This window comes from Allobosea sp. 10L422, assembly GCF_056395345.1.
Window position 1 is genome coordinate 100,370 of record NZ_JBFTJI010000007.1, and the last position, 25,064, is coordinate 125,433.

Genomic DNA, 25,064 nt, shown 5'->3' on the forward strand with positions numbered 1-25,064 from the left:
CTAAGGACCCGGCATGCGCATTCTGCTGGTCGAAGACGAACCCGAGATGGCCAGTGCATTGCGCACGGCTCTCGGGCAACGCGACATGGTCGTCGATCATGTCACCACTCTGGCCGAAGGCGAGGAAGCGATCGCGGCCGGCGTTCACGGCGCGGTGCTGCTCGATCGCAATCTGCCGGATGGCGACGGGCTCGATCTTCTTCCCCGCATACGCGCCCGGAAACTCGCCGCTCCCGTCATCGTGCTGAGCGCGCGTGGCAACATCGAAGAGCGGGTCGAGGGGCTCGACACGGGCGCCGACGACTATCTGGCCAAGCCTTTCGTGATCGACGAACTTCTCGCCCGCTTACGCGCCGTACTGCGCCGATCGGCAGAGGTGGCGCCGGACCTCCTGCGCATCGGCGTTTTCGAATTCGACTGGCGAAATCGCAGCGCAAGCGTGGATGGGCAGGTCCTCGATCTGCCGCGGCGCGAGTTGTTGGTGCTGGAGAGCCTGCTGCGCCGTCACGGCCGCACCGTCCAGCGCACGACATTGGAAGAAGCAGTCTACGGCTTCGATGACGAAATCCAGTCGAACGCCCTCGATATGCATGTCTCTCGTCTGCGCCGGAGGCTGAGCAATGCGGGGGCGGAGCTCGAAATTCACGGGATCCGGGGTATCGGCTATCTGCTGAAGCGGGTGGCATGACCTTCCAGGCACCGCGCGCCCATTCGCTGAAGTGGCGGCTGGTGCGCCGGCTGCTCGCGCTGCAAGCTGGTCTGCTTTCGCTGCTGATGGTGTCGATCATCGCCGCGCTCTATCTCGGCGGCCATCTCCTCAACTTCGAATCCGAAGACATTACGATCGACGCGCTGAAGGACGCAGTGTTGCGCGACACCAATGGCAGCCTGGCGATCCGCGAGACGCCGGAGCTGATCAAGCTGCGCGCCGAGGTGCCCGACCTCTGGTACATCGTGCGAGACCGGCAGGGGCGCCAGCTTGTCGAGGGATCTCCGCCGTCTCATTTCGCGCACATCGGCGATGCGCTGGATGAGATCGGCGTTGCCCGCCTGGGTTGGAACCTGGGGGACCCGCCGCGCGCGAACGCCCAGATGCGCTGGATCAGGAGCGCAGCTGGCGACATCCAGGTCGTGACCGGTCCCGGAGGCGAGGCGCCGCTCCGCTGGCTGATCCAGGGCACTCTCGTCGTCTTCGCGAGCTTCGTGTTGCCCGCGCTGGTCGTCATGGCCCTGGCGACCCTGATCGCGACGCCCATTGTGGTCAGTCGGGCACTAGGCGGGCTTGGAACCGTTGCTGCGGAGGCGGAGCGGATCGACATTGACCGCCAAGGCACCCGCCTGCCGACGGTGCTGACGCCAACCGAAGTCACGCCGCTCGTCGATGCGGTCAATCGCGCCCTGCAACGACTGGACGAGGGGCATTCCCGGCGAAAGCGCTTCCTCGCCCACGCAGCTCACGAGTTGCGGACGCCGATCGCGATCCTGCAGACCCGGCTCGAGACCTTGCCGGGTTCCGCGGAACGCATCCGGCTGCTTGAGGATATTGCCCGCCTCGCCGTGATGGCCGAGCAGTTGCTCGATCTGCAGCGTTTGGAACGTGCTCCCGACGCCTTCGTCAGGCTCGACCTCGTCGCGATCGGCCGACGCGTCGCCATCGATCTCGCGCCGCTTGCCATCAACGCCGGCTACGCGCTCGCCTTCGATGCCGACGCCGAGCGGGTTGAGGTCATCGGAGACGCTGCGGGGCTCGAACGGGCGCTGGTCAATCTGGTGCAGAATGCCATCCAGCATGGCGGCCGGCGCGGCACGATCACCATCGCGGTAGGGGCCGAGCGCATCATCGATGTGATCGATGAAGGTCCGGGGATCGCAGCCGAACAGCGCGAGCGGGTCTTCGAGCCCTTCTCCCGCCTCGCCCATCAGGACCGGGGCGCGGGTCTCGGACTGCACCTCGTGCGGGGAATTATCCAGTTGCACGGCGGCGTAATCGCAATTCTGGATCGATCGCGCGGAACCTGTTTCCGCCTGAGCCTGCCGATGCCGACCTGAACACCTCAGGCTCAGCGCGGGCATAATGCTGAGATAATCGAGCAAGGCGAGATCTCCCGCAGCCCGGGCGTCTCGACAAGAGAAGACGGCGGGCGATGGAGATTGCGCCCGCATGGTTCTCAAGCCGCCAAGCCAGCCGACTGCCGGCTGCTGGAAGAAGGCATTCAAGGTTTTGGGAGCAGTGGCGCTGTCGGTCGACCTGACGGCTTGCGCAAGCCCCTCCAATCCTCCCTCGAACGTGCCCTTGACGGACATCACGGCGTCAATAGGCGCGCGCTCATCGACCGTGCGTCCGCGAAAAACTGCCGTCGTGCTGGCTCTGTCAGGCGGAGGGGCCCGTTCTGCCGCTTTCGGATACGGCGTTCTGTCGGCGCTCGCCGAGCAACAGGACCCCGAGGAAACCGGCCGGACCCTCGCCGACGATATTGCAGTGGTGGCCGGCGTTTCGGGCGGCGGCATGCTGGCGGCCTATCTCGCCTTGCACGGCCCGTCGGGCATACCGGCCTTCAAGCACGATTTCCTCGACCGGGATCCAGAAGCGTCGCTGCGGACCGCCATCACGCCGGACAATCTGCTGCGCGGCTATCGCGGCGGCATCAATGACCTCACCGGCTTGGCGGCTTGGCTCGATGCCCATCTCTACCATGGCGCAACGCTCGGCGACCTCGAACGCACGGGAGGGCCGCGCCTCCTGCTGCACGCGACGGACCTCTATAACCGCGCACCCTTCTCCTTCGATCGCGCGAGCTTCCGCACGATCTGCAGCGACTACAACAGCTTCCCGCTATCTCATGCCGTCGCGGCATCGTCAGCCGTGCCGGTCTTGTTTGCGCCAATCGTCCTGGAAAACTTCAACCCGGCCTGTCCGCTTGTTCCGGGCGTCCCTGCGACGCCGGCAGCAAGTTCCGCGGTCGTGTCCCATCTTCAGGAAACGCAAGCGCGTTACGCGACGGCTCCTGACCTGCGCTACCTCAAGCTGCTCGATGGCGGGCTCGTCGACAATCTGGCCACCCAAAACCTCATGAAGTCGATGCGCGGACCGGCGCCGTCGCCGCTCCCGGAGGCGACCGCGCGGGAGGTGAGGCGCATCGTCGTGATCGTAGCCGACGCCTCGCTGCGCGTCGGCGGCGACATGTCGACGACAACGGACGGCCCGGGAGCGCTGGACGCCATCACGGCCTCGATCGACGCGATGATCGACAATTCAAGCCGGGCCAGTCTCGACAGGCTGCAGGAAGAGACCGGGCGCTGGCGGCAACGCCTGATCCGCTGGCGTTGCGATGCCGTGCGAACACAGGATTGCGACAAGCTCGAGGTCAGGCTCGTAAGGCTGTCCCTGGCCGATATACGCGCGCCCGAGGCGAGAGCCCGCATTCTCCGGCTCCGCTACAAGCTTTCGCTCAAGGCCGACGAGGTCGATTTCCTCTCCGGCCTCGGGCGCGACCTTCTCGCTGCCGGTCTCCGGCACGATCGGATCATCGCCACGCGGTGATCCCGATTGCGGAGCCCTATATCGCTGACCGCGCGGAGGGCGTTTGCGGGACCGCGTGACCGATCCCCGCTATGCGTCTAGCGGGAAGATCGGGCGGCGCGCGCGGCGATAGGGCAGTTTGGTGAGATCGGGCGTGCAGAGCGCGCCACTGTCGCAGACGATGACCTTGCCAGCGATCGGCTCGAAGGCGGCACGGAAATGCTGCATCGACTTCAGCGCCACCACGCGCTTGGCAGCGGGATCGATCCCGAAAGCGCGGAATTGCTGGAGATCGTTCATCTGCGCGCGGATCGTCGTGACGAGGATCTCGACGTCGCCGACGTGCAGGACCGCGCAGGGGCCCCAGCTCGCATGCAGCCCGCCCATCATCGGCCCGTCGCCGACATAATCGCCGTCGCTCAGGCTGAGGAGCGTGCCGGTGAGCGCAAGCGGCCCCCCGCCAATCTCAGGGTCGACCTTGCCGCCGAGCCGGATGGATACTGTCGAGCCCGGTTTGGCCCGGTGCAATTCGGCCGCAGCCTCCGGATCGACGATCGGTCCGAAGCAGGCATCTTTCAGATCGGCCGCGATCATGCCTTTCAGCAGTCCGGTCGCGTCGCCATAGCCGCCGCCACCGGGATTGTCGGCATAATCGGCGATGATGAGCGGGCCGGAAGTCGCGACATAGCCGGCCGCCTCGGCAACCGCCTCCTCGACCGTAAGGAATGGCGTGACCTTGTCGTGGCGGCGCTGCCACATATCCTCGACGAGCGCTTCGGCAAAGGCACTGTGGCGCTCGTGATCGCCCTGGCAGGTGACGAGGACGGTCGGGCCGACCTCGGCGATATCGGCGTTGCCGAAGCCGCCATTGACGCTGACCGCGAAGACATCGGCCTCCTCCTCATAGGCCTTGGCCTTGGCGATGCGCTCGACCATGGGGCCGATATCGGTGCGCCCGCCATTGACCTCTTCCAGCATCGGCCGCTCGGCGCGCAGCGTCACCGGCCTGATTTCCCCGGCCATCGTCCGCTGCATGATGCCGGCCGCCAGCCGCCCGGTCTCGCGGACATCGACATGCGGATAGGTCTTGTAGGAGACGACGATATCAGCCAGCTCCGTCATTTTCCGGGTGACGTTGGCATGAGGGTCGAGCGTGATGCCGATCGGCACGTCGCGTCCGAGCACGGCGCGCAGGCGCTCCAGCAGTTCGCCTTCGCCATCCTCGCAGAAACCCGTGACCATCGCGCCGTGCAGGCCGAGCAGCACACCATCGATCGCCCCGCGATGCGCCTTCGCCGCATCGACGATGACGCCGGCGATGTGATCGAAGGCCTCGCGCGTCACCGGGCCGGAGGGCTGCGCGGCGGCGCTGATCGCATGGACCACCTGCCAACCGGCCGGGCGGCCGATATCGAGGAAGCCGGCGATCGGCGTATTGGCCTCGCCGCGCTCGGCGATGGCAGCCTCGCCCAGGCTGATGCCGCGGTCCTCGAAGGCGGACAGGTCGGCCGGGCAACGGCTGAAAGTGTTGCTCTCATGCGAGAACTCGGCGGTCAGCACGGTGAAGGTCATGGCGTTCCTCGCGGTTTTTTCTGCTTCTCGGTGGTGGCAGGCGTCAGCCGTCGCGCAGCGGCCGGCGGATATCGAGCGCCTCGATCAGCGCGTCGCCGAACAGGTTGATGGCGATCACGGTCGTGGCGATCACGAGGCCGGGAAAGATGATGATCCAGGGCGCGATGAAGATCTGGGCGGTGCCGGAACTCATCATCGCACCCCAGCTTGGCACCGGCGGCTGGGCTCCCAGCCCGAAGAAGCCGAGCGTCGCCTCGAGCACGATGGCATCCCCCGTCGCCAGCATGCCCGCGACGATGACCGGCGTCATCGCGTTCGGCAGCAGATGCAGGAAGAGCACGCGGGCGGGGCTGGCACCGGCCGTCACGGCGGCATCGACGAAGAGCTCTCCTCTCAGCGCCATGACCTGCGCTCGCGTCAGCCGGGTGAACTGGGCGAGATAGGCGATGGCGATGGCGATCGCCGTCGAATGCAGGCCCGGCCCGAGGATGGCGATCAGGATCAGCGCCAGCAGGATCTCCGGAAAGGACCAGGTCAGGTCGACCACGACCGTGACGGCCCGGTCGAACATGCCGCCGAAATAGCCGGCAGCGGCGCCAAGCGTCGCCCCCGCGATCACCGAAAGGGCGATGGAAAGCACGCTGACGCTGAGCGAGGTGCGGGCGCCCTGGATGATGCGCGAGAGCAGGTCGCGCCCGAACTCGTCGGTGCCGAGCCAATGCGCAGCCGAGGGGGGCGTGTTGGCGAGGCTGAGCTTCTGCGCGGCATAATCATAGGGCGCGATCCAGGGTGCGAAGATGGCGCAGAGCACGAGCGCGATCAGGAACAGGGCGCAGAGGGCGCCGCGCGGCGAGCGCGCGAGCCGGGACACGAGGGACGAACGGCTCATCGGGCACCCATCGCTTCGCGCAGGCGCGGGTCGAGCGCCGCCTGGGCGAGGTCGCCGAGCAGCGTGCCGAGCATCACCGCAATGGCGAGCATCAGGAGGCAGCCCTGCACCAGCGGATAATCGCGCTGCCCGAGCCCCGTGATCAGCAGGGAGCCGAGGCCCGGACGGGCGAAGACATATTCCACCGTGACGGCGCCGCCGAGGATCCAGCCGATGCGCAGGCCGAGAATGGTCATCACCGGCAGCATCGCCTGCTGGAGCACGTGCCGGAGCTGGATGCGCCAGAACGGCAGCCCCTTCGCCTTGAGCACGCGCACGAAGTCCCGGCCGGATATCTCGACCATCGCAGCGCGGGTGACGCGGGCGATCAGCGCCGTGCCGCCAATGCCGATGGTCAGAGCCGGCAGCACCAGCGCCTCCCAGCTCCGGGCGCCCGAGACCGGGAACCACTCGAATTGCACCGCGAACATCAGGATCATCAGCAGCGCCAGCCAGAAGCTCGGCAGCGTCGAGCCAAGCAGGATGAAGCCCATCACGGCCCGGTCGAACAGGCTGTCGCGGAAGGAGGCGGCCAGCACGCCCGCGGTGATACCGACGGTGGTGGAGAACAGGAGCGCCGTGCCGCCGAGCGCGAGGCTGTGCGGCATGTTCTCGGCGATCAGCTGCGCGACCGGCTGACGCATCACGATGGCGTCGCCGAGATCGCCGGTCACGACCTTGGCGAGCCAGCGCCCGTACTGGACGAGCAGCGGCTGGTCGAGGCCGTAGCGGGCGATCATCTGCGCTCGCTGCTCGGGCGACGAGCCGACCTGGATCAGATGCTCCAGCGGGTCGCCCGGCACGAGATGGATGATCATGAAGATCACCAGCGAGACGGCGAGGAACACCGGCACAAGCATGGCGAGCCGCCGGATCGCGAAACGCAGCAAGGGTCTCTCCCGTGTGCGGCCGTGGCCTGGAGCATCGGACCGAAAAGTGGGATCCACTTTTCGGAAGAATCCGATGCGGCAACAAAGAAATTGGTCGCCGTTATCGCGTCCTGTCGGACGCGGCGATCAAGGCTCAGTTCGCCGGGGCGATGTCGAGCATGGTCGGCCCGTAGAGCCCGGTGCCGCGGATCTTCCCGGGCATCGCGATGCGCTTGCCATAGGCGAGGCTCTGCGCCGGCTGGTAGATCGGCACGAACGCGTACTGCGACAGTACGTACTCATGATACTTGGTGAAGTTCGCGACGCGCTCGTCCCAGGTCTTCGACTTGTTCATGGCGATGTCGTTCAGCCGCTCCGCCTCGGGATCGTTGAACATCGAGACATTGGGGTAGCCGGCGCGCTTCGCAGCGAAGAACCAGTCGACGATATCGGCATTGGTCCACTGATAAGAGCGGATCGCCAGCTGGTGCTCGGTCTTCTTGCGATACTGCGCGTTGATCGAGCCGGCATCGATGATGCTGATATCGGCCTGCACGCCGACAGCCTTGAGCTGGGCCTGGACGATCTCGACGAGGCGCTTGAACTCGGTGCCGTTCTGGGTCCAGAGCTTCACCTCGAGGCGCTTCCCGTCCTTGACGCGGATGCCGTCGGGGCCGGCCTTCCAGCCGGCGTCGTCGAACAGCTTCTTCGAACGCTCGGGATCGAAGGAGATCTTGAACTTCGGATCGACCTGCGACTCCTTCAGCGAAGAAATCAGGAAGGTGTCCGCAGCCGCACCGTTGCCGCCATAGAGGCTGGTCAGGATCTCCTTCTGGTTGACGGCGAAGGCGGTGGCTTCACGCACCTTGATGTCGGTGAACGGCTCGACGCTGGTGTTGATCGGCATATAGACCAGCTCGTTGCCGGGAATGGTGACGAGCTTCACCGCCTTGTCGGCCTGGATGCGCGGCAGGAAGTCGGTCGGGACATTGACGAGCAGGTCGGCGCCGCCGGTCTTCAGTTCGAGATAGGCGGTCGATTCCTCGGCGATCTCGCGGAAGGTCAGCTTCTTGAACTTGGCCGGCCCCTTATTAGCCGACAAATCCGACGCCCAGGCATAGTCGTCGTTGCGAACCAGCACGGTCTGCTGGCCCACGGTGAACTGCTGCATCTTGTAGGGGCCGGTGCCGACGGCCTCCGTCACGCCGAACTTGTCGCCGAGGGCCTGATAGGCCTTGGGCTCGGGAATGCACATGAAGGAGCTGGCGAGGTTGAACAGCAGGTTCGGGTCGGGATGCTTCATGTGGAAGCGCACCGTCAGATCGTCGACGACCTCGACACGGTCGACCGCCTCGACGGTGAAGGCGTTTTCTGTGCCCTTGAACTGCGGCACCCACCATTCGATCGTCCTGGCGTTGAACGGCTCGCCATTGTGGAACTTCACGCCGGGCTTCAGCTTGAAGGTCCACTGCATGCCGTCGGGGCTCGCTTCCCACGACGCAGCAAGCTGTCCATGGAAACTCTGATCGGCATCCTGCACGACCAGCCGGTCGAAGATCAGCGTGGTGGCGGTGTTGAGCTTGGTCGCCTTAACCGGATTGTAGGTCGGCGCGCCGACGAGGCGCGCGGTCATCACGAACGTCGCCTCCTGCGCCGGCGCGGCGGTCGCGGCGAGGGAGACGAGGCCCAACGCCAGAAGGCTCCCTTTGATCATCGTCTTCATCCCGTTTCCCCTTATGTTTCGAGATGTTGCGAAAGGCTTGGATGGTTCAGCCGAGAGGACCTGAGCTGTCGCCGACATGGCCGGTGAAGCGGCCATAGAGTTCGGCCATCCGGTTCAGCCGCTGCTCGACCTGCGGGCCGAGCTCGACGAAGACCGCGTTGATCAGCAGATTGCTCAGGCTCGCCATATGAGCGGTCGAGTCCCAGAACAGGTTGAACTCGGTCGAGACGACCAGCATCTCGTCGACGAGGCCGCGGCCCCAGTCGCAGAAGGAATCGGTGACGAGGGTGGTCGGAATGCCGGCTGCCTTCGCTTCCTGCGCCAGCACCTTGGCCATGCGCGAATAGCGCCGCGCCTCGAAGATCACGAGATGGCGCCCGGCCTCGCCCGAGAGCAGGAGGTCAGAGAAATTGCCGGCCGCGAGGTCGACGAGATGCACACCGTCACGCAGATACTGGAGCTGGTTGGCGAGGTATTGCGCGAGGCCGCGCTCGGTCTGGAAGCCGGTGACGTAGACGGAGGATGCCGTCGCCAGGCGGCGGGCAACCCGCTTCCACTCTTCGCTCTGGGCGAGTTCGTAGAGCCTGACGAGACCGGCGATCTCGAGCTGGAGGCTGCGCGCGAGCTGGTCGTCGCCGGCGAGGCTGCGCTGCTGGAAATCGCGCAGCCGGTCGCTGATCAGCCAGGGCCGGTCCCCGATCTCCTCGGCGAGGCTGCCCTTGAGGTCCTTGAGGCTCTTGTACCCCAGCGTCCGGCAGAAGCGCCCGACCGTCGGCTCGCTGAGAGAAACCTTCTCCGCCAGGCTGGCCGCCGTCTCGAAGGGCAGGCTCGGCAGCTGCGCCAGCATGTAGCTCGCCAGCGCCTTGTCGGCCTTGGAGCCGTTGGCGAGGCAAGCCTGCAATCTCTGGCGAAGGGTTTGAGACATCGAAACTCCCGGCGATGCCTCATCAAGAAATTTTTCTTTCACGTCGTCAAATGATTTTTATTTTCTTGCAAACCCTCTCCGTTTGAGGCTCGTCTTGCCGGTGCCCGCTTCGGGCGGATGGAGACGGGCATTCCCGCGCGATGAGCACTGCCATGCGACATGCCGATGTGATCGTGCTCGGCGCCGGAATCGTCGGTGTCAGCGTTGCGCTGCATCTGCAGGAACGCGGCCGCAGGGTCTTGCTGGTCGACCGCGGCGAGCCCGGCGCCGAGACGAGCCACGGCAATGCGGGGCTGATCGAACGATCCTCGGTGGTCCCCTATGCCTTTCCCCGCGACTTCGCGACGCTTGCCGCTTTCGCGTCGAACCGCTCGATCGCGGTGCGCTACCGCCCGGCCACGCTGCTGCGGATGGCGCCGTGGCTCGCTCGCTATTGGCGGAATTCCGCGCCCGCGCGCCTGGACAAGCTGGGCCGCGCAATCCTGCCGCTGATCGAGCGCTGCATCGAGGAACACAACCATTGGACGAAGGCGGCCGGAACCGAAGCGCTGATGCGAAGCGGCGGCTGGATCGAGCTCTATCGCGACCGGCGCGGGTTCGAGCAAGCGACGAGGGCGGCTTCGGATCTCCAATCCTACGGCCTTGCCTACGACGTGCTCGATGACCAGAACCTGCACCACCGCGAGCCCGGACTGCTGCCGGACGCGATAACCGGTGCCATTCACTGGCGCGACCCTGCGACGGTGACCGACCCCGGAGCGGTCACGCGCGCTTACGCAGCGCTCTTCGCGGCCCGTGGCGGCATCGTGGCAAAGGCCGACGCGCAGGGCTTGAGGCAAGAGCATCCGGGCTGGCGTCTACCAACCGAAGCAGGCGAATGGCAGGCATCCGAGGTCGTCGCCGCTTTGGGGCCCTGGTCGAAGGAGCTTTACGGGCGCTTCGGCTATCGCTTCCCGCTGGGATTCAAGCGCGGCTATCACATGCACTACGAGATTGCGTCCCAACTGGCTCCGCGCCACCCGCTCTGCGATGCTCGGGCCGGCTTCGTGCTGACGCAGATGCAGCGCGGCGTCAGGCTTACGACGGGGATCGAGCTGGCCGGGCGCGACCAGCCCTCCGACACCTGGCAACTCGACCGCGCCGAAGAGATCGCGCGAGGCATCATGCCATTGGGGCGGCGTCTGGATGCCGAGCCGTGGCGCGGTGCACGTCCCTGCCTGCCCGACATGCTCCCCGTAATCGGCCGTGCACCCCGGCACCCCGGCCTCTGGTTCGCATTCGGCCACGCCCATCACGGCTTCACGCTTGGCCCCGCGACAGGGCGGCTGCTGGCGGAGGCCATGACCGGCGCTCCGACCTTCTGCGACATGGCGCCTTTCGCGGCCGAGCGTTTCCTGGCGAAATAGCTCGGTTCAGGCGGGTCATGACCCAGCCTTCTCACTCTATGACGGGCGCACCCTCCACGAGCTGCAGGAACACGGCGGCGCAGGCGAGGTAAAAAATCCCGACATAGATCACGGATGCCCCTCCGAGCTATTATTGTCTATCGAACCCGAATCCGTCCGGTCAGACTGCCATATCGGGGCAAAAATCGAATAAAATTCTCAAGCCTATCCCCATTGATCGATGATGCGGCGCATCATGAGCCCCCTGCCGGAGGCAAGGCCGGCAGGAGACCGGGCTGTCGCGAATTTCGCCGAAGCCTCCTCAGGCCACCCCACCGATCGCCGCGCCGACGATGCGCCGCGCATCCTCCTGGATGGCCGCCAGATGCGCCTCGTCGCGGAAGCTTTCGGCGTAGATCTTGTAGACCTCCTCGGTGCCGGAGGGGCGAGCGGCAAACCACCCGTCCGCGGCGGTTACCTTCACGCCGCCAATCGCAGCGCCGTTGCCCGGCGCCTCGTTGAGAATGGCGGTGATGGGCTGACCCGCGAGTTCCTTGGTCGTGATCTGCTCGGCGGACAGGGTCTTGAGGATCGCCTTCTGTGCCGATGTCGCGGGGGCATCAACCCGCGCATAGCGGGGGTTGCCCAGCTCGGCCGTCAGCTTTCCGTAGAAGACGCTGGGGTCAGCGCCGGTCTTCGCGGTGATCTCGGCCGCGAGCAGGCCCAGGATGATTCCGTCCTTGTCCGTCGTCCAGACCGTGCCGTCCCGGCGCAGGAAGGAGGCGCCGGCGCTCTCCTCGCCGGCAAAGCCGAACGCGCCCGAGATCAGGCCGTCGACGAACCATTTGAAGCCGACCGGCACCTCGACGAGGCCGCGCCCGAGCTTGGCCGCGACGCGATCGATGATCGCGCTCGACACCACGGTCTTGCCGATAGCGGCATCGCGGCTCCAGCCCGGCCGGTTGGCGAAGAGATAGGCACTCGCCGTCGCCAGATAATGGTTGGGATTCATCAGCCCGCCGCTGCGGGTGACGATGCCATGCCGGTCGGCATCCGTATCATTGGCGAAAGCGACGTCGAACTTATCGCGCATGCCGATCAGGCTCGCCATGGCATAGGGCGAGGAGCAATCCATGCGGATCTTGCCGTCCCAATCCGCGGTCATGAAGCCGAAGGTCGGATCGACCTCCGTGCTGACGATGGTCGCGTTCAAACCATAGCGGTCGATGATCGGCTGATAATAGTCGAGCCCGGCCCCGCCGAGCGGATCGATGCCGATGGAGACGCCGGCCCTGGCAATCGCCTCCATGTCGACGACATCGGCAAGATCGGCGACGTAGCCGCTGATGTAGTCGTGCCGGCGGACATGCTCGCTCTTCAGCGCCCGCTCATAGGGGATGCGGCTGATCCCGGCGAGCTTATCGGCGATGAGGGCGTTGGCCTTCTTCTCGATCCAGCCGGTGGCATCAGTGTCGGCCGGGCCGCCATGCGGCGGGTTGTACTTCAGGCCGCCATCCGCCGGAGGGTTGTGCGAGGGCGAAATGACCACGCCATCTGCTTTGCCGGAGGTGCGGCCACGATTGTAGGTCAGGATCGCGTGCGAGATCACCGGCGTCGGCGTAAAGCCGAGCTTGTCGTCGATCACCGTGGCCACGCCATTGGCAGCGAAGACCTCCAGCACCGTTTCGAAAGCGTTGCGCGAAAGCGCATGGCTATCAATGCCGAGGAAGAGCGGCCCGTCTATGCCCTGCGCCTGGCGATAGAGGCAGATCGCCTGGGCGATGGCGAGAATATGGGCCTCGTTGAACGACAGCGAGAAGGCCGAGCCACGATGGCCGGACGTGCCGAAAGCCACCTGCTGAGAGCGCTGCGACGGGTCTGGCTGCTCGAAATAGGCATTATTGAGAGCCGCCACATCGACGAGCATGCCCTGCTCCAGCCGCTTTCCCGCAAATGGACTGACATCATTGGACATGCTGAATCTCTGAAATCCGTTCGAGGGTCGTTGCGTCCGGCAGAAGAATCGCCAGACGCCAACCGGCGCCGGGAGAGACTCCCCAGGGTACATCGCAACCTAATGTCTCGGAATCATGATCGTCCAGCCGACAGCTGCACGGCCGCACGTCTCTTTGGACGCGAAGCGCGATCTAACCTGATGTTTAGGAACGGGATTTCTCCGAAAAGTGGATTCCACTTTTCGGTCCGGCGCCCTAAGCCGCGTCGATCGCCTTGGCGGGCGCGTCCGGCGGAAGGCCCCTCCCCACATCGACATAGGTGAAGCCCTTCGCGCGCAGTTGCTCCGGCCGGTAGATATTGCGCAAATCCAGGAGAACCGGAGCAGCCATCAAGCTTTTCACGCGGTCGAGGTCGAGCGCGCGGAAGATGTTCCACTCGGTCACAATGACGGCGGCATCCGCCTGGGCCACGCAATCATACGCATCCGCGCAGTAGGTCACGCCGGCAGGCAGCACCGCCTTGGCCTGCTCCATGCCTTCAGGATCGTAGGCGCGGATCGCGGCCCCGCCATCCTGCAGCGCCTGAACGATCGCCAGTGAGGGGGCATCGCGCATGTCATCGGTGTTGGGCTTGAAGGTCAGACCGAGCACCGCGACCGTCTTGCCGCGAACCGATCCGCCGCAGGCCGCCACCACCTTTCGGCCCATGGCGCGCTTGCGCTGATCGTTCACCGCCGCGACGGTCTCCACGATGCGCGCCGGCGTGCCATGATCCTGGGCCGTCTTGATCAGAGCCAGTGTATCCTTCGGGAAGCAGGATCCACCGTAGCCGGGGCCGGCGTGAAGGAATTTGTTGCCGATCCGATTGTCGAGCCCCATGCCGCGGGCCACGTCCTGCACGTTGGCGCCGACCTGTTCGCACAGATCCGCCATCTCGTTGATGAAGGTGATCTTGGTCGCCAGGAACGCGTTCGCCGCATATTTGGTCAGCTCGGCGGTGCGACGGCTCGTATTCAGGATGGGCGCGCTGTTGAGGTAGAGCGGGCGGTAGACATCGGCCATGATCGTGCGCGCCCGCTCCTCCTCGGCGCCGATCACGATGCGGTCCGGCCGCTTGAAATCCTCGATCGCCGCGCCCTCGCGCAGGAATTCGGGATTGGACACGACAGCAAACTCGGCGTCCGGACGCAACTCGCGGATGATCCGCTCGACCTCGTCGCCCGTTCCGACCGGGACCGTCGATTTCGTGACGATGACGGTGTAGCCGCTCAAAGCCTGCGCGATCTCGCGTGTCGCCGCATAGACATAGGAGAGGTCGGCGAAGCCGTCGCCGCGCCGGGACGGGGTGCCCACCGCGATGAAGACCGCATCGGCCTGCCCGACCGGACCTGCGAGATCGGTCGTGAAGGACAGCCGGCCAGCCGCGGCATTGCTGCGCACGAGATCGGTCAGACCCGGCTCGAAGATCGGGATCTCGCCCCGCTTCAACGCGACGATCTTGCTTTCCTGCTTGTCGACGCAGACGACATCATGGCCGAAATCCGCAAAGCACGCGCCCGACACCAGGCCGACATAGCCGGAACCGATCATAACGATCTTCATCATTCACTCCTCGGCAGCATCGACGCTCCGGCCCAGAAAGGCGCCGCCTTCCGAAACACGCACGCATCGGCTGTTCACATCTCGCCTGGCCGCCCCAGCCCGCAGGCCCTGGCGTATATATCCTCGATCCGCACGATATCATCCTCGCCGGTATAGCTGCCGACTTGGACTTCGATGAGCTCGAGGTCAATCTTTCCGGGATTGGCCAGCCGATGCGTGCAGCCGATCGGCAGATAGATCGATTCATTCTCGTGGATGTAGGTGACGCTTTCATCAAGGGTGACTTCCGCCGTTCCGCGGACCACGATCCAGTGCTCCGACCGATGGAAATGTTTCTGCAGGCTCAGCTTGCCGCCGGGTTTGACGTTGATGCGCTTGACCTGGAAGCGCGAGCCGATGTCGATCCGCTGATACCAGCCCCAGGGGCGGTACATGCGCAGATGCTCGCTCGCCTCGGGCCTCCGCTGTTCCTTGAGCTGCTCGACAAGCACCTTCACCTTGGCCGCCTCGGACCGCGGAGCGACCAGGACGGCATCCCGTGTCGCGATGACGATCATGTCGCGCAGGCCGATGCCGGTCACGAGCATGTCGTCGCTGCGCAGCAGGGAGCCTGAAGTGTCGATGGCAACGACCGGACCATGCATGACGTTACCGTCATCGCTCTTGATCCCCACCGCGTGGATCGAATCCCAGGCGCCGACATCGGACCAGTCGAACCCCGCAGCCAGGACACCCGCCTTCGTCGTCTTCTCCATGACGGCGTAGTCGATCGAGGTTTTCGTGATTTCCGTGAACGCCTGCGGATCAAGCCGGATGAAGTCGAGATCGGTCTTGGCGCTGCCCAAGGCGGCGCGCGCGCCGGCGAGAACCTCCGGCGCAAACCGCTCCAGCTCTTCGATCATGGTGGCGACCGAAAAAACGAAATTGCCGCTGTTCCAGAGGAAGCCCCGATCGAGATAATCCTGCGCCGTTGTCGCATTCGGCTTCTCGACGAAACGCGAAAGACGCTTCGCTTTCTCGGCACCGAGCACTTCGCCCGGTTCGATATAGCCGTACGCTGTCGAAGGCGCCGTCGGGACGATGCCCAGCGTCATGATCAGCCCGTCCGCCGCGAGCTCGGCAGCCGCCAGACAATCGCTCCGGAAAGCATCCGCGTCCATCACGACATGGTCGGCCGCGAGCGCGATGGCGACGGCGTCAGGCGACCGTCGCTGCGCGAAGAGGGCGCCGACCGCGACAGCCGCCGCGGAATCGCGCCGCTCCGGTTCAAGAATGATGTCGCCGGCGATGCCGAGCGCCTGCATCTGCTCGGCCGCGACGAAGCGGAACTCCTGGTTCGTGATCACGACCGGGCGCCCGAACGGCGCGCCCTGAACCCTGAGGAGCGTGGCCTGATACGTCGAGAGTCCGTGGCCCAGCAGATTGATGAACTGCTTCGGCATCGAGTCGCGCGAGACCGGCCAGAGTCGCGTTCCTGCCCCGCCGGCCATGATCAGAGGTGTGATGATCATTTGTCGATTTGGCTCCTCGGCGCAGCGAGTGAAAGTTGTCCTGAAACGAAATCAGCCGAGATGCAATCGATCCGGTCGCATCCCGGCGGAGGTGCCCGTCGCGAACCAAGACGATCGCCGCTCGGCCGTGCTTTCGGCGATCGGCGTCCCCCTGCGCCGCCGCAAGCGCCCCCGAACAAGCATCGCCCCCGTCTGCACGTCAAAATCGTCGCGCAACGCTTGCGACGTTGAGGCGCATCGCGAATAACACGCCAGAGCCGCACGAACGAAGATGATCGCATGAAAGCCAATCTGCCGTTTGAACGTGTACTTTTGACGGGCGCTGCCGGCTTCGTCGGTTTTCACGTCGCGCAGGCTCTCCTGGATGCGGGTGTAGAGGTGTTCGGCATCGATAGCCTCACCCCCTACTACGATCCGGCACTGAAGCAAGCGCGGCTCGATCGCCTTCAGGCGCGCAACGGCTTCTCATTCGAGCAGAGCGACCTTGCCGACTATGACGGCTTCGAAGCGGCGTTCGCCGCATTCCGGCCGCAGGTCGTCATTCATCTCGGCGCTCAGGCCGGCGTGCGCTACTCGCTCGACAATCCCCGCGCCTATGCCAGCGCCAATCTCGACGGCTTCCTCTCCGTCCTCGAAGCCTGCCGCCGGCATCCGGTCGACCATCTCGTCTACGCTTCATCGAGTTCGGTCTACGGCGCCAATGCCAAGGTTCCGTTCAGCGAGCATGACCGCGCCGACCATCCGGTATCGCTCTATGCCGCGACCAAGCGGGCGAACGAATTGATGGCCCACGCCTATTCGCACCTCTACGCCATTCCGACGACCGGACTGCGCTTTTTTACGGTCTACGGCCCCTGGGGGCGTCCGGACATGGCGTATTTCAAATTCACCAAGGCTATCCTCGAGGGCCAGCCCATCGACGTCTACGCCGAGGCCGAGATGAGTCGCGACTTCACCTATGTCGACGATATCCGCGAGGCGATCGTGAAGCTCGCCGGCCTGCCGCCCACTGCCGACCCGAAATTCGATGCCTCCGATCCCGATCCCGCAACGGCGTCCGCGCCGTTCCGCCTCTACAATATCGGCAATCACACGCCGGTCCGGCTCGACCGCTTCATTGCGGTGATCGAGGAGGCCTGCGGACGCAAGGCCATCAAGAGGCACTTGCCATCGCAGCCCGGCGACGTGCCGGCGACTTACGCCGATGTCGGCGATCTGGCGGCTCGCACCGGCTTCAGCCCGGCAACACCGATCGAGCAAGGCATCGCGCGCTTCGTCGAATGGTATCGCTCCTTCTACAGCATTTGAGGGCGAAGCGAGCGTAGCAGGTTATCGAGTGACAGCGAGGGCAAGGGATGCATTGGGCTGACAGCCCGCCCCGGCTTTCGGCAGCGATCAAGGCGCCCATTTTTCGGTAAGCCTCACCCTCCTATGCTGCCCCCACATCCACGGCGCACGCGCGGTCCCGCATCCCGATGGATGGGATCGACCGCCTGCTAGGGCCTCATCGCGAAGAGTTCCTGGTGAAACCGCTCCGTCACCGGCAATCCAGCGGCGGCGAAATCCGCGCGCAGCGCCTCTCCGAAGTCCGAGGGGCCGCAGAACCACATGCTGGCGGCGCGCCATTCCGGCACGGCCGCGCGAATGCGATCCCCAGTCAGTCGGCCGTCCCGGCCGCTGACGAAGATATGCAGACGGATGTTCGCGGCCTCGGCATCCGCCTTGAGCTTGGAAAGCGCGGTCTCGTCGACATCCGTGGTCGGATGGAACAGGTCCACCTCCGGCGGCGGCTGGTCCGGACACGCCGACCGCCCCTGGGCCAGGTATTTCATCCTGGCGATGAACGGCGTGATGCCGATGCCCGCACCGATCCAGATCTGCCGCGGCTGGCTGTCGACGAAGTCGAAGCAGCCATAGGGCCCCTCGACCTTCACATTCTGGCCGACGCTCAGCTTCTCCCGCAGCCGGCTCGTGTGGTCTCCGAGCTCCTTGGCGATGAAGGTGATCCGGCGGTGATCGTCATGCCATGCCGAGGCGATGGTGTAGGGGTGCGCGCCTTCGCGAACATCCGACGTCGCGAAGGCGAACTGCCCGGGTTTATGGCCGGGCCAGCCTTCCGGCACATCGATCTCGACCTCGACGACGCGCACGCCGGGATAGTGCCGGAGCGAGGCGATCCTGCCCGCGACCTGCCGACCGGCGCCGACACGGCGCAGCAGAACGATGGTTGCCGCATAGGTGCCGGAGGCGAGGAGCAGCGCCATCACTACACCGAGCGGCGCCGCCCAGTAGTCGAAATCGGTCAGGACAACGGCGTGGAACGCCAGGACGAGGTATGCGGCCGCAAGCAGGCGATGGGTCTGGTAGAAGAAGCGGTAAGGGACGTGCCGGATGAGCGCTAGCGCGATCAGGAGAACCGCCGCATAGAACGCCCATTCGCCGAGCCACTCTGCCGAGCCGCGCAGGTTCGCGAAGGCCTGCTCGATCGGATTTTCCAGAGGCGGTCGCGCTCCCCGCGTCGGGCGCGCCAGCCAGCCCCATCCGACCGCCCATTTCGGCCCCCGGCTCCAGAGCCAGTGAATCACCGAGAGGATGAGCGCGGCGATGCCCAACCATTTGTGCAGGCGGTACATCTTGTCCAGCCCGCCGAGCCAGCGTTCCGGCCCGCGCGGCCGCAGCGCCAGGATCATCGCGACGCTCATCGCCGTCATGGCCAGGACGCCGCTGTACTGGACCATGGCGCCGCGCAGGGCGAAGAAATTGGCCGACTGGAACGCCGCCGGCTCGGCCGCCAGCCACAGAAGGCTCAACAGGGCTAACAGGCACCAGAATGCGTATTTGATGTTCCGCATCGCCGTCGAAATTCTCCATGGAGGATGAGAATTAAACGCTACGGGCTGTGAGGCGCGTCATTGATGGAGGTCAAGCCCGGCCGCAATCGAGCAGCCGCCGACCGCCATTTTGTGACCTTTCCAGGAGGCCGGCAGCACCCTGGTGCACGCTCGACCAGGGGCAAGGACATCAGAAGGTACGCCTGGCTGCCCGGATAGCCCGTGGCCACCGCCCGTACGACTTTCCTTCGCTCGTCGTTGGCGCTACGCACAATTCGAACTCCGGATGGCGCCCCGGTACCTCTGCGTCATTACCATCCTTTGAACAGCGTTCGACCTCGGGACGATCGGCCTCTCATGAGCAGCCTGAAATTCGGAACCTCCGGCCTGCGCGGTCTCGTCAGCGAACTCGTCGGCCTGCCGAGCTACAGCCATGTTCGCGCCTTCTGCTCGATGCTACGCGATGGCGATGCGCAAGCGCGAGAAGAAGTGCTGGTCGGCCGGGACTTGCGCTCGTCGAGCCCGCTCATCGCGGCCCAGGTTGCTCAGGCGATCCTCGATGCGGGTCTTACTCCGGTTGACTGCGGGGCCGTGCCGACGCCCGCACTTGCACTGGCCGCAATGACACGCGGCTGCGCGGCCATCATGGTGACGGGCAGTCACATTCCCGATGACCGCAACGGGCTGAAATTCTACCGGGCGCAGGGTGAGATCGACAAGGCCGACGAGGCCAAGATCCTGGCTTGGCATGAGCAGTTGGGCCTGAGCGCGATGCCGGCAGCGCAGGCCAAGGCGGCCCCCTATGATGCGCTGACGGCTTACCGGGCCCGTTATGTGGAGTTCTTCGGCAGCGCGGCGCTGGCGGGCTTGACCGTCGGGGTCTACCAGCATTCCTCCGTCGGCCGTGACGCGATCTGCGATGTACTGGCCGCGCTTGGCGCGGAACCGCTGCCCCTGGGACGCAGCGACAGCTTCATCCCCGTCGATACCGAAGCCTTGCGCCCCGAGGACGAGGCCCTGGCACGGGAATGGGCCGCCGGGCAGCGGCTCGATACCATCGTCTCGACGGATGGCGATGCGGATCGTCCTCTCGTCGCCGATGAACGGGGAACCTTCCTGCGCGGCGACCTCGTCGGCGCCTTGACCGCACGGTCTCTCGGGGCCGATGCGATCGTCACTCCCGTCACATCGAATTCCGCCCTCGACCGGCCGGGGCTGTTCGCGCGCGTGGTCCGCACGCGCGTCGGCTCGCCCTATGTCATCACCGGAATGGGACAGGCGGCAAGCGAGGGCGCCGCTGTCGTCGTCGGCTTCGAGGCCAATGGCGGGGTGCTGCTCGGCTCGGATGTCACCCGTGAAGGACGCATCCTGCCGGCGCTGCCGACACGCGATGCCATGCTCCCGATCCTGTCGACCTTGGCTCTGAAGGCGCGGCAGGGCAAGCGCCTGAGCGAAATCGCAACGGAGGCCGGTTTCGCGGTCGCCTTGTCGAACCGGCTCCAGGAGATCCCCCAGGATCGCACCGCCGCGCTGATCGCCAGGCTCGATACCGACGATGCGGCGTTCCGCGACGACAGCTTCTCGGCCCATGGCGGGGTGGTCGCACGCGACCGCCGCGACGGGCTGCGGTTGACCCTGGCCGATGGCAGCACGGTGCATTTCCGGGCCTCGGGCAATGCTCCCGAGCTGCGCGTCTATGTGGAGGCTGCCACGCCCGCTCTCGCCGAAGCGCTGCTCGCCGAGAACCTCGCCTTCGCAGCGGCTCAGACCCGTTGACGTGCCGAGAAGCGGGCTGCGGCCTTCGCTGAAGAACGTCCCGTCGGCAGGATCGCCGTAACGAGAGCTAGAATACCCGCTCGATGAAGATTTGCGCGGTGCTCTGCGTGCCTGAAAGCGCCGCGGCACGCGCAGACCCGACGATGTCCAGGCGCTGCCAGGCCAGTGATCCTTCCAGGCCGAGGCGCAGGCCTTCCACCGGCTTCCAAATCACATTCGCAGACGTTCGATCGATCCGAACCTGCCCCCCAATATCGCCTACACGCGGCAAGGTCAGGCTGTAACGGCTGATATAGGCGTTGCTGGACCATTCGTCCGACCAATCCCAACCGATCGAGACGACGCCGGACCACCCGCGCGTCGTCTGGTCGCCGGTCAAGAACGGTAATGCCGTGCGCCGGTCGAGCAGCGAGCCGACATAGGCCGGCGCATCGACAGCGCCGGCGATCTGGCCGGACAGGGTGAACGACCGGTCGAGCACGCTGCCTTCCCAGGTCGCGCCGATGATGGCGGCCCGGCCCGTCAGGCTGGAAGCCCCGATGCGCGGAACCTCTCGCAGGGCGACGGCGCCGTGCACGGTCAGCGCCTCCCCCTCATAGACCAGGCGCGCCACGCCATCCGGTATCCGCTGCCCCACCGTCGGCAGCGGAATGCGCCGATCGACGGAGACGTCTTCGGCCGACAGCGAGAGGCTCAGCTCTTCGGTGAGCGGCCGCTCATAGCCGATCAAGGCAACGGTGCGGCTGGGAATGCGCCCGATCAGGGCGAACTCGTCGCCAGTCCAGAAATCGAAGCGCGAGCTGGCCAGCCCGGCGCTGAACGCCCCCAGCGTGATGCTCGCCTCGCCGATCGTGACGTCGGTGCCACCGCCGCTGTTCGTGTCCATCGAGAACTCGAAGGCCGTCGCGAGATAATGGCCATTGGCAAGCGACTGACCGCTTTCGATCCGAAAGGTCGTGCTGAGCGGAAAGCTCACCGTATTCTTCGGCACGAGCCCCGTCGCGCGCGCCAGGGCATTCGCTCGATAGTTGTCGCGTTGGAGCCCGGCATTCACCGTTCCGGAGACGACGATGCAGCCGCCCAAGCCGGGCGAGACGAAGCCGGAGGGCGGAGGATTCTCGTCGTCGTCCGTCTCGTCTTCCTCGTCGTCATCTCCCGTATCGTCGGCACCCGCCTTGCCAGGGGAGATGGAGGGTGGTTCGGGCAGGAGGGGCTCGAGGTCCGGTGCCGCGATGGTGCAGCTTCGCAGAAGGGTCGGCGGCCTGCCGGCTGCCCTTGCCTCTCCGACAAGGTCTAGCAGGCCGATCGATGCCGCCGCCCCGACCGCAAGGACAACCCCTTCGCGGCCAGCCGCCCTGGCAATCTCGCGTGCAAGGCTTGCGCGCCGAGCCGGCTTGCTGGCGGCACCCTGTTTCAAAGTCTGATCGCTTCCGCAGCCCGGCCTCTCGCGCAGCCGCTGCCAGATGCCGCAACGTCGCCGCCAGCCATCCTCAACCGCAGAGCAACCACGATCCGCGCCTCGTGATTGACGGGAATGTCTTGGTACATCTTGATATCAAGACACACCGCAGACGACAATCATCATAGCCTTCCCACCAAGCACTCATCAGAACGGATTCAGGCTGGGCGCAACGCCCGAGACGTCGGGGGCACGTTTCCGTGGCGGAAGATATCGGCAAGAATGACCTGATAGTGGTCTCGACGCGGCCAATCGGCGAAGTGCATGACCTGCCCCTCTGCCCGGCCTGCCGCAGATTTTCTTGTTTTTTTCAACGCATGGGAGAGTGCAGATGCAAAGTGGAAAGCGACTGGCCGGCCTTGGGATCCTTGTTCTCGCCCTTCCCTTGCTGAGTGGTGCGGCGCACGCCGTGGACCGCATGGACGGGGCCTGGACGACGACCGCTTCGACCTGCGATCAGGTCTTCGTCAAGAGCAAGGGCAAGCTCGCGCTCAAGCGCACGCTCGATGGCTGGAGCGCCTTCATCGTCAACGGCAACCGGATCAATGGCGCGAACGCCACTTGCAACGTGAAATCCTCCAAGCAGAAGGGCGACGTGACGACGCTCCTTCTCAGTTGCGCGGACAAGATCATGTTCGACACCATGACGGTCTCGATCCGCTTCAAGGAAGACGGCACCTTCGTCCGCTTCGACCCCGAATTCCCGGAGGTGGAGACAAGCTATCACCGCTGCGACCGGTGATAGCTGCGGCGCTTCGGCGCCGGATTGGGTGGACAGGACGCAGCCAGCGACGGCGAGGCCTGCGCCGATCATTGGCCCGCACGAAGGCGCCCGGAGGCGACAGTGGCTCTGGAACCATGAACGCCCGCCGCGATTGAGCGCGGGCGCAACAGCACGCATCGGCTACGCGCCAATCCGCTATTCGGCGTCACTGCCCCCGGCATTCCGGCGCCATGCGCCCGGCGTCGCGCCGGTAAGCTGGCGAAAGACGCGCGTGAAGTGGCTCTGGTCCCCGAAGCCGCACATCAGCGCAATGTCGGAGAGCGGCAGATGCTGCTGGACGAGATGCTTCTTCGCCTCCGAGACCCGCAACCGCATGAGATAGCGCTGCGGGGCCACACCGACGCTCTGCCGAAACGCACGGGCGAAATGGCTGGCCGTCAGCCGGCACTCGCTGGCGACTTGCGCGATCGTCAGGTTCGATGCCAGGCGAGCCATCATGATCTCCTGCGCCCTGCGCTGTTGCCAGCCGGCCAGCCTGCCATGTCCGGCGCTGGCTGAGGGTTCGAGGCCGCCAAAGGCCCGGGCGAAATGGATCAGCAGGGCCATGGCGATCTGATCGGTCAGAAGCTGGTTGGCGCCGGGCAAGGCCGAGGCATGGACCAGCGCCTGCGACAGCCCCCACAAAATATCGTCCTGAGCGTCGTTCTCCGAACGCAGCGTCGAGGGAGCGCGGCCGCCATGTTGTGCAGCCATCGCGCCTAGCGCTTCGGAAGGAATGTAGAACTGGAGGGCGTCGAAACGGCCCTTGAACTGCCATTGCGGATCGTCGCGCAAATCCACGACGTCGACGGATTTCGCGTGAAGGCGACCCGATCGATAGCGCCGCCCTCCGAGCCAGCCGGAATGGCATTCGAGATCGTCCACTTGCTGGAGGATCGAAAATGCGTTCTCGCTCCGGGTCTGGTCGGTGCGCTCCCTGAAGCGCCGCCCACAGGAGAGTCTCGTCGCCGCCAACCCCAACCGGCCGTCGAGATGGAACTCGGAAACGACCCGCCCCTGCATCCCGAAATGATCGGCGATACACGCGCCGAAAAAGCCCTTCGGGTCTGCTGCTCTCGACAACCGCATGAACGCAACCCCCGGCAATGCCTTGGCCTGCCAAAGCCGCGGCGATCTCATATCGTTCGCCCTTGGATCCGGTTCCTCGCCTTGGCCAACCGCGCGGTTGTGCCTTTATCGCTCATCGATGAGAATCGTGCCCGATCGATGATTTGCGGTCACGAATAGCAACAAAGGCGATGACCTGAAAAGGGAGGCGCTCACCACCTGAACGTGTCCTGGGAACGGTATTCCGATGACGCGGTGCAGCAGCTCGCCCTGACGGAAGCCTAGCTCGGCTGGAACCTGTCGCGAGGGGGAGCGCGGATCGACGCCATCAGGATGATGCCGCCGCGAGCCCTCCGCAGCGGCATCATCGCCCGGTCAGCTCGCTCCCGGTCAGCTCGCTTTGGCAGCGTTCGGCCCGATGGTCTCGCCATGGGTGACGCGCTCCGGCGCCTTGTGGACCATCGTGTAGGCGTAGTCGACGCCCATGCCGTAGGCGCCGGAATGCTCCCTCACGATGGCCATGACGGCATCGTAGGTCTCGCGATGCGCCCAGTCGCGCTGCCATTCGAGCAGAACCTGCTGCCAGGTCACCGGCACGGCGCCAGCCTGCACCATGCGGTCCATCGCGTATTTATGCGCGTCGCTGGAGGTGCCCCCGGAGGCATCCGCGACCATGTAGATCTCGTAGCCGCCCTCGAGCATGGCGCAGAGCGCGAAGGTCGTGTTGCAGACCTCGGTCCAGAGCCCGGAAACGACCACCTTCTTGCGGCCGTTGGCGGCGAGCGCGTCGCGGACGTTCTGGTCGTCCCAGGAGTTCATCGAGCTCCGCTCCAGGATCTTGTGCTCGGGGAAGACCGCCAGCAGCTCGGGATAGGTATGACCGGAGAAGCTGTTCGTCTCGACTGTCGTGATCGTCGTGGGGACGTTGAAGGCCTTCGCCGCCTTGGCGAGGCCGACGACGTTGTTTTTCAACACCTGCCGGTCGATCGACTGGACGCCGAACGCCATCTGCGGCTGCTGGTCGATGAAGATGAGCTGGCAGTTCTTGGGAGTCAGGACTTCCAGGTACTTGGACATGTTGCCCTCCTTTGGGCGACCGGGTGAATGCTTGATGAGGCGCAGCGGTTGAAGATTTTGCGCAGGCGCCGTCCGTGCGGTCCGCGTTAGACGCAATCTC

20 protein-coding genes are annotated in these 25,064 nt (G+C 65.3%); 7 read left to right on the plus strand and 13 right to left on the minus strand.

Annotated features, from left to right (window positions below):
- The first annotated feature begins 13 nt into the window (after positions 1 to 13).
- The 3 genes from AC1DEZ_RS15440 to AC1DEZ_RS15450 all read left to right on the plus strand — a co-directional run bounded on the left by AC1DEZ_RS15440 (position 14) and on the right by AC1DEZ_RS15450 (position 3,541).
- Positions 14 to 688, plus strand: a complete 675-nt coding sequence (locus AC1DEZ_RS15440; protein WP_441510527.1) for a response regulator transcription factor — start codon at positions 14 to 16, stop codon at positions 686 to 688.
- On the plus strand, positions 685 to 2,049 hold the full coding sequence (locus AC1DEZ_RS15445; RefSeq protein ID WP_476779897.1) for a sensor histidine kinase: 1,365 nt from the start codon (positions 685 to 687) through the stop codon (positions 2,047 to 2,049). The genes AC1DEZ_RS15440 and AC1DEZ_RS15445 overlap by 4 nt, the downstream gene beginning before the upstream one ends.
- Before the next feature lie 112 nt (positions 2,050 to 2,161).
- Complete coding sequence (locus tag AC1DEZ_RS15450; protein ID WP_476779898.1) at positions 2,162 to 3,541, plus strand: patatin-like phospholipase family protein; 1,380 nt, start codon at positions 2,162 to 2,164, stop codon at positions 3,539 to 3,541.
- A gap of 69 nt (positions 3,542 to 3,610) precedes the next feature.
- On the opposite strand, the gene AC1DEZ_RS15455 is transcribed toward AC1DEZ_RS15450, so the two are convergent.
- From AC1DEZ_RS15455 to AC1DEZ_RS15475, 5 genes are all read right to left on the minus strand, one after another.
- On the minus strand, positions 3,611 to 5,092 hold the full coding sequence (locus AC1DEZ_RS15455) for a M81 family metallopeptidase (protein WP_441510530.1): 1,482 nt from the start codon (positions 5,090 to 5,092) through the stop codon (positions 3,611 to 3,613).
- A gap of 43 nt (positions 5,093 to 5,135) precedes the next feature.
- A complete protein-coding gene (locus tag AC1DEZ_RS15460; protein ID WP_441510531.1) occupies positions 5,136 to 5,981 on the minus strand; it encodes an ABC transporter permease in 846 nt (281 codons plus the stop codon).
- Positions 5,978 to 6,910: an ABC transporter permease gene (locus tag AC1DEZ_RS15465; RefSeq protein ID WP_476779899.1), complete on the minus strand. Its 933-nt coding sequence runs from the start codon at positions 6,908 to 6,910 to the stop codon at positions 5,978 to 5,980. The genes AC1DEZ_RS15460 and AC1DEZ_RS15465 overlap by 4 nt, the downstream gene beginning before the upstream one ends.
- 133 nt (positions 6,911 to 7,043) lie before the next feature.
- Positions 7,044 to 8,603 carry an ABC transporter substrate-binding protein gene (locus AC1DEZ_RS15470; RefSeq protein WP_441510533.1) on the minus strand — a complete coding sequence of 520 codons (1,560 nt, stop codon included), beginning with the start codon at positions 8,601 to 8,603 and terminating at the stop codon, positions 7,044 to 7,046.
- Between the two features lie 55 nt (positions 8,604 to 8,658).
- Positions 8,659 to 9,537 carry a MurR/RpiR family transcriptional regulator gene (locus tag AC1DEZ_RS15475; RefSeq protein ID WP_441510534.1) on the minus strand — a complete coding sequence of 293 codons (879 nt, stop codon included), beginning with the start codon at positions 9,535 to 9,537 and terminating at the stop codon, positions 8,659 to 8,661.
- Between the two features lie 152 nt (positions 9,538 to 9,689).
- Here AC1DEZ_RS15475 and AC1DEZ_RS15480 point away from each other — a divergent pair, with 152 nt between their 5' ends.
- Positions 9,690 to 10,943 (plus strand): NAD(P)/FAD-dependent oxidoreductase, encoded by a 1,254-nt coding sequence (locus AC1DEZ_RS15480; protein ID WP_441510535.1) that lies wholly within the window; start codon positions 9,690 to 9,692, stop codon positions 10,941 to 10,943.
- A 301-nt stretch (positions 10,944 to 11,244) separates the two neighbouring features.
- On the opposite strand, the gene pgm is transcribed toward AC1DEZ_RS15480, so the two are convergent.
- The 4 genes from pgm to AC1DEZ_RS15500 all read right to left on the minus strand — a co-directional run bounded on the left by pgm (position 11,245) and on the right by AC1DEZ_RS15500 (position 16,335).
- Complete coding sequence (pgm, locus tag AC1DEZ_RS15485; protein WP_441510536.1) at positions 11,245 to 12,897, minus strand: phosphoglucomutase (alpha-D-glucose-1,6-bisphosphate-dependent); 1,653 nt, start codon at positions 12,895 to 12,897, stop codon at positions 11,245 to 11,247.
- Positions 12,898 to 13,132: 235 nt separating this feature from the next.
- Positions 13,133 to 14,479 (minus strand): UDP-glucose dehydrogenase family protein, encoded by a 1,347-nt coding sequence (locus tag AC1DEZ_RS15490; RefSeq protein WP_476780012.1) that lies wholly within the window; start codon positions 14,477 to 14,479, stop codon positions 13,133 to 13,135.
- 74 nt (positions 14,480 to 14,553) lie between these two features.
- Positions 14,554 to 15,990: a mannose-1-phosphate guanylyltransferase/mannose-6-phosphate isomerase gene (locus AC1DEZ_RS15495; protein ID WP_441510537.1), complete on the minus strand. Its 1,437-nt coding sequence runs from the start codon at positions 15,988 to 15,990 to the stop codon at positions 14,554 to 14,556.
- 51 nt (positions 15,991 to 16,041) lie between these two features.
- Positions 16,042 to 16,335, minus strand: coding sequence for a hypothetical protein (locus tag AC1DEZ_RS15500; RefSeq protein WP_441510724.1), 294 nt, complete (start codon positions 16,333 to 16,335; stop codon positions 16,042 to 16,044).
- Here AC1DEZ_RS15500 and AC1DEZ_RS15505 point away from each other — a divergent pair.
- A complete protein-coding gene (locus tag AC1DEZ_RS15505) occupies positions 16,282 to 17,298 on the plus strand; it encodes an NAD-dependent epimerase (protein ID WP_441510717.1) in 1,017 nt (338 codons plus the stop codon). The genes AC1DEZ_RS15500 and AC1DEZ_RS15505 overlap by 54 nt on opposite strands.
- Positions 17,299 to 17,486: 188 nt before the next feature.
- Here the strand turns inward: AC1DEZ_RS15505 and AC1DEZ_RS15510 are convergent, their stop codons facing one another.
- Positions 17,487 to 18,842: a ferredoxin reductase family protein gene (locus AC1DEZ_RS15510; protein WP_441510538.1), complete on the minus strand. Its 1,356-nt coding sequence runs from the start codon at positions 18,840 to 18,842 to the stop codon at positions 17,487 to 17,489.
- A 336-nt stretch (positions 18,843 to 19,178) separates the two neighbouring features.
- Between AC1DEZ_RS15510 and AC1DEZ_RS15515 the strand changes: the two genes are divergently transcribed.
- Positions 19,179 to 20,597 carry a phosphomannomutase gene (locus AC1DEZ_RS15515; RefSeq protein WP_476779900.1) on the plus strand — a complete coding sequence of 473 codons (1,419 nt, stop codon included), beginning with the start codon at positions 19,179 to 19,181 and terminating at the stop codon, positions 20,595 to 20,597.
- A gap of 67 nt (positions 20,598 to 20,664) precedes the next feature.
- Here AC1DEZ_RS15515 and AC1DEZ_RS15520 read toward each other — a convergent pair whose 3' ends face one another.
- A complete protein-coding gene (locus AC1DEZ_RS15520; protein WP_476779901.1) occupies positions 20,665 to 21,483 on the minus strand; it encodes a hypothetical protein in 819 nt (272 codons plus the stop codon).
- 904 nt (positions 21,484 to 22,387) lie between these two features.
- On the opposite strand from AC1DEZ_RS15520, the gene AC1DEZ_RS15525 reads away from it, so the two are divergent.
- Positions 22,388 to 22,798: a hypothetical protein gene (locus tag AC1DEZ_RS15525; RefSeq protein WP_476779902.1), complete on the plus strand. Its 411-nt coding sequence runs from the start codon at positions 22,388 to 22,390 to the stop codon at positions 22,796 to 22,798.
- Between the two features lie 177 nt (positions 22,799 to 22,975).
- Here AC1DEZ_RS15525 and AC1DEZ_RS15530 read toward each other — a convergent pair whose 3' ends face one another.
- Both AC1DEZ_RS15530 and AC1DEZ_RS15535 read right to left on the minus strand, forming a co-directional pair.
- A complete protein-coding gene (locus AC1DEZ_RS15530; RefSeq protein WP_476779903.1) occupies positions 22,976 to 23,908 on the minus strand; it encodes a helix-turn-helix domain-containing protein in 933 nt (310 codons plus the stop codon).
- Positions 23,909 to 24,277: 369 nt separating this feature from the next.
- Positions 24,278 to 24,964, minus strand: coding sequence for a hydrolase (locus AC1DEZ_RS15535; RefSeq protein WP_476779904.1), 687 nt, complete (start codon positions 24,962 to 24,964; stop codon positions 24,278 to 24,280).
- Between the last annotated feature and the right edge of the window lie 100 nt (positions 24,965 to 25,064).

Excerpts from the sequence above, each read along its gene's own strand:
- AC1DEZ_RS15530 (WP_476779903.1), bottom strand. The coding sequence starts at position 23,908 with ATGCGGTTGTCGAGAGCAGCAGACCCGAAGGGCTTTTTCGGCGCGTGT.
- AC1DEZ_RS15510 (WP_441510538.1), bottom strand. The coding sequence starts at position 18,842 with ATGCGGAACATCAAATACGCATTCTGGTGCCTGTTAGCCCTGTTGAGC.
- AC1DEZ_RS15520 (WP_476779901.1), bottom strand. The coding sequence starts at position 21,483 with ATGGACACGAACAGCGGCGGTGGCACCGACGTCACGATCGGCGAGGCG.
- AC1DEZ_RS15525 (WP_476779902.1), top strand. The coding sequence starts at position 22,388 with ATGCAAAGTGGAAAGCGACTGGCCGGCCTTGGGATCCTTGTTCTCGCC.
- AC1DEZ_RS15455 (WP_441510530.1), bottom strand. The coding sequence starts at position 5,092 with ATGACCTTCACCGTGCTGACCGCCGAGTTCTCGCATGAGAGCAACACT.
- AC1DEZ_RS15470 (WP_441510533.1), bottom strand. The coding sequence starts at position 8,603 with ATGATCAAAGGGAGCCTTCTGGCGTTGGGCCTCGTCTCCCTCGCCGCG.
- AC1DEZ_RS15475 (WP_441510534.1), bottom strand. The coding sequence starts at position 9,537 with ATGTCTCAAACCCTTCGCCAGAGATTGCAGGCTTGCCTCGCCAACGGC.
- AC1DEZ_RS15480 (WP_441510535.1), top strand. The coding sequence starts at position 9,690 with ATGCGACATGCCGATGTGATCGTGCTCGGCGCCGGAATCGTCGGTGTC.
- AC1DEZ_RS15490 (WP_476780012.1), bottom strand. The coding sequence starts at position 14,479 with ATGAAGATCGTTATGATCGGTTCCGGCTATGTCGGCCTGGTGTCGGGC.
- AC1DEZ_RS15440 (WP_441510527.1), top strand. The coding sequence starts at position 14 with ATGCGCATTCTGCTGGTCGAAGACGAACCCGAGATGGCCAGTGCATTG.
- pgm (WP_441510536.1), bottom strand. The coding sequence starts at position 12,897 with ATGTCCAATGATGTCAGTCCATTTGCGGGAAAGCGGCTGGAGCAGGGC.
- AC1DEZ_RS15495 (WP_441510537.1), bottom strand. The coding sequence starts at position 15,990 with ATGATCATCACACCTCTGATCATGGCCGGCGGGGCAGGAACGCGACTC.
- AC1DEZ_RS15535 (WP_476779904.1), bottom strand. The coding sequence starts at position 24,964 with ATGTCCAAGTACCTGGAAGTCCTGACTCCCAAGAACTGCCAGCTCATC.
- AC1DEZ_RS15460 (WP_441510531.1), bottom strand. The coding sequence starts at position 5,981 with ATGAGCCGTTCGTCCCTCGTGTCCCGGCTCGCGCGCTCGCCGCGCGGC.
- AC1DEZ_RS15445 (WP_476779897.1), top strand. The coding sequence starts at position 685 with ATGACCTTCCAGGCACCGCGCGCCCATTCGCTGAAGTGGCGGCTGGTG.
- AC1DEZ_RS15515 (WP_476779900.1), top strand. The coding sequence starts at position 19,179 with ATGAGCAGCCTGAAATTCGGAACCTCCGGCCTGCGCGGTCTCGTCAGC.
- AC1DEZ_RS15450 (WP_476779898.1), top strand. The coding sequence starts at position 2,162 with ATGGTTCTCAAGCCGCCAAGCCAGCCGACTGCCGGCTGCTGGAAGAAG.